Genomic DNA, 11,493 nt, shown 5'->3' on the forward strand with positions numbered 1-11,493 from the left:
TTAGTTCTTACTTTCTTCAAAAAACAATAAGTAGATAATAATTAAAAAACTTCCCACAGTAACCAATATATCCGCCACATTAAATACAGGGAATTTAATAAAGGCAAATTCTAAGAAATCAACAACATATCCTTGGATAAGTCTGTCATAAAAATTACCTATAGCTCCTGATATTACAAAGGCAAGTGCTATATTTAATATTTGTGGATTTGTTTTATAATTTTTTATAAAATAATAAACTAATCCAGCTACAATAACAGTGGTTAATAGAATAAAAAATATTCTATTATCCTGCAATATACCAAAAGCTGCTCCCCTATTTTCCAAGTACGTAAAATTTAATAACTTTCCTTGGTGGGGATTTTCTATAAAATTATTTATAGCATAATTTTTGCTTACTCTATCTAGTACAATTCCAATAATTATAATTAAAATATATATCATTTCAACTTCCTATAGTTAATATGTAAGTTACCTTTTTTGCTTGATCCAGTAATCTCATCAAATATGAACCTACCTTCTTTTCTGATAGAAATCATAGATCCCTCATCAATATTTTTACCAGGATCATCTATAAGCTCATAATTAACTTTTACATTTTTATTTTTTATTATATCTTTAGCCTTTGACCTTGACCTGTTTAAAAACAATGAAATAAGATTATCTAGTCTGAGAGAAGATACAAAACCACTAAATTGATCAAACTCATCTTCTTTAATATCAAGATGTGCTTGATTTTTTATTTCTATATCTATTCCCTCTCTTTTTATTTTCGTTAAATTATATTTTGCAAAATTTGCCTCATCTTTTAAGATAGCAAACTCACAAAAGTCATCAGCAATTACTATATCTCCTACCTTAGTCCTGTCTATATTAAGACTCATCAAGGCACCTAGAACATCTGGATGGCTTAGGGAGCTTTGCCTAAATCTTAATATAGATATATAGTTTTCTTCTGTTAATGGTAGGTAATAATAATTGGATACAAATATTTTTCTTTCAGCAAGGTCATTACCCCCGATAAAACGTATATCTATTCCATTTTTTAAGGCTATTGATCCTATAACGTCTTGCTCATAGGGGTCTAAGAAAAAGCTTGATTCTTCTATGTTTTTATAATAGGATCTTTCAAGGACTGCTATGGCTTTTTTTATGTTACTTTTCTTTGATTTGTCTGTTATAAAGTCTAAATTAAATTCTAAGCTCATAAAAAATAAAAGGGCTGTTTTTTAAATCAAACAGCTCCTTATCCTTCACCTATAATTGGTTGTAGTTTCCTTCAGAGATTTGTTCTGTGACTGTGTTGTCAATCTCAACACCATTTGGTGTTATTACAAATATTCCTTTAGTTACTTTTTCTACAGTTCCATCTAGGGCATATACAGCACCTGAAACAAAGTCAAATATTCTTCTTCTCATATCTGTATCTACCATTTCTAGATTTAAAACAACTACTTTTTTATTAATAATATCATTTATTACACTTGGAGCATCTTGTTCATAATCAAGTGGTTCTTGGATACTGATTCTTAAAGATGATCTGCTGGTAAAATTATTTTCTGTCATATTTCCTACTCTGTCTCCTCTTTTTGATGGTCTTTGGTAACGGTTACTTGTTGGCTCGTAATCATTTGATGAGTAGCTATTATCAAGGTAATCTGAAGAATAATTATATGAATCACTTGAAGATGATCCCCTATATTCACTTTCATAGGTCTTAGTGTTACTATCAAAAGATGATTTATCACCATCTAATAAGCTTGCATAGCTTTCCCTATTTGTTAGATCTTCTTCTTCCTCTTCTTCGTAATAAGCTTGATCCTCATCGTAATCATCATAGTTATCGTCTATACCAATAAATTCTTTAAACTTGTCAAACATATAAATTCCTTTACTTTTTTACTTCTATATATTATTATAACTCAAATTATTCAAAATGAAACATAATTATATGAATTCACTTTTTAAATTTCTACCCATTAATTCACTAATTGATTCATCAGCCGATTTATTTTTGTAAAGAATTTCATAAATTTCTCTTGTTATTGGTAGTTCAATATTTTTTTCGCTTGCTAATTCATATATTGCCCTGGTAGTAGGTATACCTTCAACTACCATATTAATCTCATTATTAACTTCTTCTATGCTTAGGCCCTTACCTAATAGAATACCTGCCCTATTGTTTCTCGAATGCATACTTGTTGCTGTAACAATAAGATCTCCAATACCTGCAAGACCGTTTATAGTTTGTTGATGTGCACCAAAAGATTCAGTAAATCTACTCATCTCATGGATTCCCCTAGTCATTATTGCAGCCTTTGTATTATCACCATAGCCAAGTCCAGAAACTATACCTATACCTAAGGCAAGAGTGTTTTTAATAGCTCCACCGAGTTCAACTCCTATTACATCTGTTGAGCTATATACTCTAAAGAAATCCGTATTGAAAATTTCTTGGATTTCTTTGGCTACTTTATCATCCTCACAAGCACAAACTATGGCTGTAGGCATTTCTAATATGACTTCTTCAGCATGAGTTGGGCCACTTAGGATAGCATAGGTAATATTATTTCCCAGGATATCATAAAATATCTCAGATAGGCGGAAATGCGTCTTAAGCTCAAGTCCTTTGGATAAATTAATAAATATATGGTCTTCACTTACAAATTGCTTTAGCTTTTTAAGAACACTTCTACTACTTTGGGTAGGTATTGCATTAACAATATATTTATTGGCAAATATATCTTCTAAATTATTTGTAGCTCTAATATTTTCTGTTAGTTTAAATTCACTTAAGTATTTTCTGTTTACATGATTTTGATTGATGCTTTCAACATCGTCCATATTTCTAGCATATAGAAGGACATCATGTTTTTTTGATAGTACATGAGCTATAGCAGTAGCCCATGATCCTGCACCCAAGATTGAAATTGCCATAATCTACCTTATTTTTGATTCCTCTCTATTAATTATTCTCTTAATATTTGACTTGTGTTTATAAATAATTAATAAACATACAACAATTAAAGTCCAAAAAAGCTTACTTGGATAATAGTTGATGTAGGCTAGTACCATAACGCTAATTGCTCCAAGTATTGATCCAAGTGAAACCATCTTACTTATTAAAACAGTTAATATAAATACTATTAAGCCAATTAGCAGAATAATTGGATTTACAAATAACATGGCTCCTGCAGATGTTGCGACACCTTTACCAGCTTTAAATTTAAGAAATACACTATACATATGTCCTATTACTACTAGAAGAAATCCAACACACATACCATCATAACCGGCTAATTTTTCACCAATCAAGACAGCTAAATAACCCTTTAGCATATCAAGTATTAATGTTATTATTGCTGGTTTCTTGCCGTAGTTTCTTAAAACATTTGTAGATCCTACATTACCTGAACCTAGAGTTCTAATGTCGGATTTGTGGAAATACTTACCTATTATATATCCGTTTGGTATAGAACCTAAAAGATATGCTATTAAGCCAACTAGGAAAATCATTTGTCAGATCCTCTCTCTTTTAATATGAAGCTAAATGGTACTCCTGTCAGATTATAATTACTTCTTATTTGATTTTCTAAATATCTCATGTAAGAAAAATGCATCAAGTCTCTATCGTTTATAGATAACATAAATTTAGGCGGTGCCACATCTACTTGAGATATATAAAAAATTTTCAATCTCTTACCCTTATCTTGAGGTGGTTGGTTTAGCATTATTGCATCTTGCAAAATTGTATTTAAGACGCCGGTGCTAATTCTAGTATTGTAGTTGTTGTCAACCACTTCAATCATATCTAAGAGATTATCTATTCTTTGGTTCTTTAAAACGGATACAAAAAGTACTGGTGCATATAAGGCAAATGATAATGACTTTCTAATGTCTGCTTCCATCTGCCTCATGGTATTAGTATCTTTATCTACTAAATCCCATTTATTAACTACTATTATCATAGCTTTTCTATTGTTGTGAGCGTATCCTGCAATCTTTGTATCTTGTTCGGTAACACCTACGGTTGCGTCTATGAGAAATATGCATATATCAGCACTGTCTACAGCGTCAAAAGTTCTTTGATTGGCATAAAACTCTACGTTTTCTCTAACTTTGCTTTTTTTCCTAAGACCTGCTGTATCGATTAAGACATAGTTGTGGTCATTGTAAGTCCAATAGGAATCAACTGCATCTCTTGTAGTACCAGCTACATTAGTTACTATCATCCTATCTTCATCAAGCAAAAGATTGACCAAAGAAGATTTACCAGCATTTGGTTTACCAATAATAGCTATCCTTGTTTCATCTTCTATTGATTCAAAAGATGAGAAGTCAATATGATCAACTATAAGATCTAGCAAATCACCAAGACCCTTTGATTGTTCCGCAGAAATGATAGCCAAATCGTCAAAACCAAATGTATAGAAATCATAAATATCATCAGGAACTTTTTGACCATCTATTTTGTTTGCAACAATTATAATTGGTTTATTATATCTTCTAATAACATTAGCTATTTCTTTATCATATGGACTTAGACCAGATCTACCATCAACTACGAACAATATTAAATCAGTTTCTAAGAGGGCTTTTTCAACTTGTGATTTAATCTCTTGATTCATCATTTCTTTATTTGAAATATCAAGACCACCAGTATCCACTAGAGTAAATTCATTTCCTTGCCATTCGACCCTATCTACAATGCGATCTCTAGTTACACCACTAATATCTTCAGTGATGGACTTTCTTTTGCCGACAAGTCTATTAAAAAGTGTACTTTTTCCTACATTAGTTCTTCCAACTAATGTTACTATTGGCATAGCCATAATTAACTCCTATAAACAGGAAATTGTGCTGTTAGATCGAGTACTTCTTTCCTTATATTTTCGATACTATCTTTTCTTTCAAGTGTTCTAGCGATTAAATCTACAATCTTCCTTGCTTGATCTTCTTTCATACCCCTAGTTGTAATGGCAGCTGTACCTACCCTTAGTCCGCTTGTTACCATAGGTGAAAGCTTCTCATTTGGGATAGTATTTTTGTTTGTAGTTATACATACTTGATCAAGAAGATTTTGCGCATCTTTTCCTGTAATATCTTTGTTTGTCAAATCTAAAAGCAATAAATGGTTGTCAGTACCGTCAGAAATCATTTTGAAATCATGGTCTCTAAAAGCTTCTTCCATAGCTTTTGCATTTCTCTTGATTTGCTTAGCATAATCTTTCCATGATGGATCTAAATTTTGCTTAAATCCTAGAGCTTTTGCTAAGATTATGTGTTCAAGAGGTCCACCTTGAAGGCCTGGGAAAACCGCCTTATCAATTGCCTTGGCATATTCTTTTTTGCATAAGATAATTCCAGATCTTGGCCCCCTAAGTGTTTTGTGAGTAGTAGAAGTAACAACATCACAATATGGAATCGGATCCATATGTTCTCCAGCTACTATAAGACCAGCTATATGAGATACATCAGCCATTAATAAGGAACCTACTTCATCTGCTATCTCCCTAAACTTCTTAAAGTCAATTTCGCGAGGATATGCACTAGCTCCACATACTATAAGTTTTGGCTTAACTTCTTTTGCTTTTTCTAAAACTTTATCGTAATCAATTCTTCCTGTTTGATGATCTACTCCATAGTGATGAAAGTCATATAGTTTACCAGAGAAATTGACAGAAGAACCATGGGTTAAATGTCCACCTTCTGTCAAATCCATAGCCAAAACCTTATCTCCAGGATTTATCAGTGCAAAATAGGCTGCTATATTAGCATTTGCACCAGAGTGAGCTTGAACATTGGCATGATCTGCCCCAAATAATTCTTTAGCACGATCTATAGCTAGTTGTTCGATAACATCAATGTTTTCACAACCACCATAGTATCTTTTATCTGGTAAACCTTCTGCATATTTGTTTGTAAGTAATGAGCCACAAGCTTCAAGAATTTCCTTGCTAACATAGTTTTCTGAGGCAATTAATTCTATATTTTCTTCTTGCCTTTGAACTTCACTTGTCAGTGCCTGATAGGCCTTAGGATCGAATTCTTTTATAAGTTCGTAGTCCATCATATTTTCCTCACTTTCATAACATTATTGTCTTTTATTTTCCTATCAATTCCCTTGACTATGAAAAATGATAATGCCATAAATATGACAATTGATAAAAGTGTCAATAAGCTTAAATCCAATCCTTTATCTTTTAATAATAGATTAGGTAATAGTGCGCCTAAGATCATTAAGACAACTGGCAAAATATAAACATACATAGAATATTTTGTGATATCAGATGACTTACTTTCGAGGAGAATCCTATCTCCTTTTTTGATATCATCAGCAGAAAATATCTCTATTATAGTTTCAGACTTTTGCCCACATGATCCTTTTGCAGCACATGCTCCGCAGGCTTCATTTCTAGGGATACTTACAGTAAGGTTGCCATTTTTATTTTCAAGAACTGTTCCTTCTTTAATCATTGTCGCCATTAGATTCACCTCCTATAGAAATTTGTAATACATCGAGGACGGACTCATCTACTTTTGTTGGAGCCTCACTTAATGGACAAGATGCTGATTGAGTTTTTGGAAATGCAATAACATCCTTTATATTATCTGTTTTCGCAAACAACATCAATAATCTATCAAGTCCATATGCAAGTCCAGCATGAGGTGGAGTTCCGTATTTTAGAGCTTCGATAAAGAATCCAAATTTCTTATTGATATCTTCATCATTTAGTTTTAGAGCTTCAAATACTTCTTTTTGTAAGTCAGAATTGTTAATTCTTACTGATCCTCCACCCATCTCGTCACCGTTAATAACAATATCATAAGCTTGAGTTCTTACCTTTTCCGGATGAGTTTTTAGTAGTGGTATATCTTCTTCATTTGGCATAGTAAATGGATGGTGTTGAGCTACATACCTGTCTTCTTCTTCACTATATTCAAACATTGGGAAGTTTACTACCCAAGTTAAGGCATAATCTTTTTCATATAGACTATTGTCCTTTGCCACCTTATTTCTTAAGGCACCAAGACCTTCAAGAACTGTTTTATCTTTATCAGCTGCAATCAAAACTAAATCATTATCTTCTATTTCTAGTTTTTCTACCATTTTATTTAAGATATCGTCAGTTAAAAATTTAGAAATTGAAGAGTTTATTTTTTCTTCGTATTTGATATAAGACAAACCACCTAGACCATAATCTTTTACAAAATCAGTAAGTTTATCAAGTTGTTTTCTAGAATATTTATCTGCAATGTTCTTAAAGTTTATTGCCCTAACAGATTTTCCATCACTTGTATTATTAGCAAAGACTTTAAAGTCGCTGTCTTTCCAAATTTCAGATATATCGTTAATCTTATAGCCAAATCTTAAATCTGGTTTGTCTGAACCATATGAATTCATAGCTTCGCTATAGTCCATTCTAGGGATAGGAAGTTTTAGATCATAATCAGTATATTTATCAAACAATTCCTTTAAGAGGCCTTCATTTACTGCTATTACATCATCTTGGTTTGCAAATGATAGTTCCATATCTACTTGGGTAAATTCTGGTTGTCTGTTTGCCCTTAGATCTTCGTCCCTGAAGCATTTTACAACTTGAAAATATCTGTCAAGAGATCCAATCATCAAAATTTGTTTAAATAATTGTGGTGATTGTGGTAGTGCATAAAACTCACCTGGTTCTAGACGAGATGGAACTATGTAGTCCCTTGCTCCTTCTGGAGTTGGTTTAGTTAAAAATGGGGTCTCAACTTCTGTAAATTCGTTATCATACATGTATTCTCTGATAGTTCTAATGATATCTGATCTTAATTTAAGATTTTTTTGAACAGAAGGTTTTCTCATATCCAAGTATCTATATTTTAATCTAAGATTTTCTGCTACATCATCGTAATCTTTTATATATATTGGTGGTGTATTTGCTTTATCTAAGATATTAATTTTACTTGCAACAATTTCTATATTACCTGTTGGTATATCAGGGTTTTTGCTCTCGCGTTCACGAACATTTCCCTTTACTTCTACAACATATTCACTACCTAAGTGGCTGGCAATATCATGGTTAATTTCATCATCTTCTCTTACTACTACTTGGCTGATGCCTGTTTTATCTCTTAGGTCGAAAAATACAAGAGATCCTAGATTTCTCTTTTTTGCGACCCATCCCATTAGAACAACTTCTTGACCAATATTTTCTTCTCTTAATTGTCCACACATGTGGCTTCTTTTAAATTCCATCATTACTCCTTATATTAAAAACGGATTATTTTTAAATTCAAATTCTAGTGTAGTTTCGTTTCCGTGTCCTGAATATACAATTGTTTTTTTGTCTATATTACTATATTTGTTTCTTATAGATTCTATTATTGTTTGATAATTTCCTCCTGGAAAATCAGTCCTGCCTATGGACATATTAAATAAGGTATCTCCAGAAAAAAGAACATTACCTAATTTATAGCTAGTTGAGTCTAATGAGTGGCCTGGTGTTTTTAAAACTTTTATTTCAAAGTCTTTTATTATCTCGCTATCTTCCAAATAACAATCTATTGGTACATGAAGATTTGGATAATCAAATCCTAGATTATACATCTTATCATTTGCAATCTCTTTGGCCTCACTGGCCGCATAGACTTTTGCACTATACTTATTCTTATAAAATTCTAAGCCCAAGACATGGTCAAAGTGGGTATGAGTTTGTAATATAAAATCTATTTTTATGTTATTTTCTGATATATAATCACATACATCCTTGCTTTGATCAACAGCATCTACAATAAATCCGTGACCATTTTCACTAACAACATATAAGTTGGTCATGACAGGTCCTAAGATAAATCTTCTAATCTCCATTTAAAATGTCCTCTCACTATCAAGTAAGATTGTCACAGGTCCATCGTTAATTAGAGAAACTTCCATATGTGCTTGGAACTTTCCTGTATCTACCTTAAAACCATCAGCTATTAACTCATCTCTTAGAATCTCATAGTATTGATTTGCCTTCTCAAGACCTGCAGATTGAGTAAAGCTAGGTCTATTGCCCTTCCTCACATCTCCGTAAAGTGTAAATTGGGAAACTAGTAAAATTTCTCCACCAACATCTTTGATAGAATGATTCATCTTACCTTCTTCATCTTCAAATACTCTTAAGTTTTCAATTTTTCTCTTTATATAGGCTAAATCATCTTTAGTATCAGTATCTTTTACTGCTAGAAGAATTAAATATCCTTCTTTAATATCTCCTATTATTTCATTATCAACTGTCACATTTGAATTTTTAACTTTTTGAATTACTGCTCTCATTAATTATTCACCCTGTATACACTATATAAAGCCGTAATCGACTTTAGTTTACTCATTACTTCATCAAGTTGGTCAATGCTATTTACTTCTACAGACAAGTCAATAACTCCCTCGTTATTGTCATTTACTCTAGCATTCATTCCAACAATATTGACATTTATTGCTGATAAAATCTTACTTACATCAAAAATCACCGAAGGAGAATTATTTGATATAAGCTGGATTTTTACTGGGAACTTATCTGTTTCATCATTTTGCCAGTACACATCAATCAATCTTTCTGGATGACGGTTGTTTATAATGTTTGGACAAGATTTTGTATGGACAGATATACCATTTCCCATAGTTATAAAACCAATGATTGGATCGCCAGGAACCGGAGTACAACATTTTGCAAACTTGACTTCAATATCATCTTCCAAGTCAGAAACCTTTACTTCACCCTTAAAAGTTTTGTTAGTATTAGATCCTTTGTTAATATTTAAAGATTCCTTTAAATCAGTTTCTTTCTTTTCATTTTCTTTTTCTTTTTTAATAAGTTTTTGAACTACCTGTTCACTAGTAATTCTACCGTAACCAACTGCTGCATACATTTCATCTTCACCAGGAAAACCTAACTCATTTGAGATTTCATCTATCCACTCATCTTTTAATAATGACTTATATCCAGTTCTATTTTTTTTGATATCTCTAATAATCTGGTTTTTTCCAGTTTCGATGTTTTCTTCTTTATTATTTCTTTTAAAAAATTGTTTGATTTTGCTTTTGGCTTGGGAACTTTTCACAATGTTTAGCCAATCTCTACTAGGACCAACTGAGTTTTTGGATGTTAAAATTTCAACAACATCTCCAGTTTTAAGTTTATGAGCTACGGGCACTATGGAACCATTTACCTTCGCTCCTATACATTTATTCCCAACTTCTGTATGAATTTTATAGGCAAAATCTATGGTACAAGATCCTAATGGTAGGGAATATATTTCTCCAGCAGGTGAATAAACATAAATTTCTCTAGAGAAAAAGTCTGTTTTTAGTGTTTCCATAAATTGCTGGCTATCAATATCTGCTGCCCCATCTCTTTGCCATTCCATGATTCTTCTTAGAAATTCCATGGCAGAATCAAATTCTGTTTCTTTCTTGTTATTTTCCTTATATCTCCAGTGAGCAGCAACCCCGTATTCACATTCTTTGTGCATTTGACGAGTTCTTATTTGTACTTCAAAAGGTTTAGAATCTTCTCCAAAAACTGTCGTATGCAAGGACCTATATCCATTCGGCTTTGGTTGGCCAATATAATCCTTTATCCTATTTGGAATAGGTCTCCATAAAGAATGAACCTTACCCAAGACTTCATAACATTCAGCAATTGTATCAACTAAAACTCTTACAGCTGTTAAATCGTATATCTCCTCAAAAACAATGTTATTGCGCTTCATTTTTTTATAAATTGAGTAAAGAGATTTAGGTCTACCAGATATTTCATAATTAATTTTACTGCCTTTGAGACTATCAGTAAGAGTTTCTATTATTTCATTTATGTAGGCTTCCCTCTCTCTTCTCTTACTGGCTACCATCTCTGCAAGTTCATAGTATTTCTCTGGTTCTTGGTATCTGAAGCATAAATCTTCTAATTCCCATTTGATAGAATAAATACCAAGCCTATGAGCAAGTGGAACATATATTTCAATGGTCTCAGTAGCAGTTTGGATTTGTTTTTCACGAGTCTTATATTCCAAAGTTCTCATATTGTGAAGTCTATCTGCTAGTTTTATAAGTACAACCCTAACATCATTACTCATGGCCATTACCATTTTCCTAATGTTTTCAGCTTGTTTTTCTTCTCTTGATGAATAATTTAGATTTTTAAGTTTGGTAACACCTTCTACTAAGAAAGTAATCTCTTCACCAAATTCTTCTTTCATCTGATCATAGGTTATAGGAGTATCTTCTAAGACATCATGCATTAGTCCTGCACAGATAGTTTGATCATCAAGTTTCATATTAGAAATAGTCTTAGCTACGGCAATTGGATGTATAAAATAATCTTCACCAGAGTTTCTCTTTTGTCCTCTATGGTTTACTTCACCAAAATAATAAGCTTTTTTTATCAAAGCTATATCAGAGTTAGGATTATTTTCTAGTATTAATTTTTCAAAAATTTCATATTCTTTATTAAAATCAGTTGTCAT

At 32.1% G+C, this 11,493-nt stretch carries 12 protein-coding genes; all 12 read right to left on the bottom strand.

The window, feature by feature from the left end:
* Entirely contained in the window at positions 1-444 is a 444-nt protein-coding gene (gene lspA, locus BQ7474_RS04385; RefSeq protein ID WP_073997769.1) for a signal peptidase II, read from the bottom strand.
* Complete coding sequence (locus tag BQ7474_RS04390) at positions 441-1,208, bottom strand: YlmH/Sll1252 family protein (protein WP_073997770.1); 768 nt, start codon at positions 1,206-1,208, stop codon at positions 441-443. The genes lspA and BQ7474_RS04390 overlap by 4 nt, the downstream gene beginning before the upstream one ends.
* 49 nt (positions 1,209-1,257) lie before the next feature.
* Entirely contained in the window at positions 1,258-1,881 is a 624-nt protein-coding gene (locus BQ7474_RS04395; RefSeq protein ID WP_073997771.1) for a cell division protein SepF, read from the bottom strand.
* 66 nt (positions 1,882-1,947) lie between these two features.
* A complete protein-coding gene (locus tag BQ7474_RS04400) occupies positions 1,948-2,937 on the bottom strand; it encodes an NAD(P)H-dependent glycerol-3-phosphate dehydrogenase (RefSeq protein ID WP_073997772.1) in 990 nt (329 codons plus the stop codon).
* Between the two features lie 3 nt (positions 2,938-2,940).
* A complete protein-coding gene (gene plsY, locus BQ7474_RS04405) occupies positions 2,941-3,516 on the bottom strand; it encodes a glycerol-3-phosphate 1-O-acyltransferase PlsY (RefSeq protein WP_073997773.1) in 576 nt (191 codons plus the stop codon).
* Positions 3,513-4,832 (bottom strand): ribosome biogenesis GTPase Der, encoded by a 1,320-nt coding sequence (gene der, locus BQ7474_RS04410; RefSeq protein ID WP_073997774.1) that lies wholly within the window; start codon positions 4,830-4,832, stop codon positions 3,513-3,515. Before der ends, plsY begins: the two co-directional genes overlap by 4 nt.
* Before the next feature lie 2 nt (positions 4,833-4,834).
* Positions 4,835-6,073 carry a serine hydroxymethyltransferase gene (locus BQ7474_RS04415; protein WP_456236384.1) on the bottom strand — a complete coding sequence of 413 codons (1,239 nt, stop codon included), beginning with the start codon at positions 6,071-6,073 and terminating at the stop codon, positions 4,835-4,837.
* Positions 6,070-6,486: a SoxR reducing system RseC family protein gene (locus BQ7474_RS04420; protein WP_073997776.1), complete on the bottom strand. Its 417-nt coding sequence runs from the start codon at positions 6,484-6,486 to the stop codon at positions 6,070-6,072. The genes BQ7474_RS04415 and BQ7474_RS04420 overlap by 4 nt, the downstream gene beginning before the upstream one ends.
* The gene (gene aspS, locus BQ7474_RS04425) at positions 6,470-8,242 is read right to left on the bottom strand and encodes an aspartate--tRNA ligase (protein ID WP_073997777.1); all 1,773 of its coding nucleotides are present in this window, start codon (positions 8,240-8,242) and stop codon (positions 6,470-6,472) included. Before aspS ends, BQ7474_RS04420 begins: the two co-directional genes overlap by 17 nt.
* 9 nt (positions 8,243-8,251) lie before the next feature.
* Positions 8,252-8,854, bottom strand: coding sequence for an MBL fold metallo-hydrolase (locus BQ7474_RS04430; protein ID WP_073997778.1), 603 nt, complete (start codon positions 8,852-8,854; stop codon positions 8,252-8,254).
* Positions 8,855-9,304, bottom strand: coding sequence for a D-aminoacyl-tRNA deacylase (gene dtd / locus BQ7474_RS04435; protein ID WP_073997779.1), 450 nt, complete (start codon positions 9,302-9,304; stop codon positions 8,855-8,857).
* Complete coding sequence (locus tag BQ7474_RS04440) at positions 9,304-11,493, bottom strand: RelA/SpoT family protein (protein ID WP_073997780.1); 2,190 nt, start codon at positions 11,491-11,493, stop codon at positions 9,304-9,306. Before BQ7474_RS04440 ends, dtd begins: the two co-directional genes overlap by 1 nt.

Source organism: Anaerococcus urinomassiliensis (assembly GCF_900128425.1).
GTDB lineage: Bacteria > Bacillota > Clostridia > Tissierellales > Peptoniphilaceae > Anaerococcus > Anaerococcus urinomassiliensis.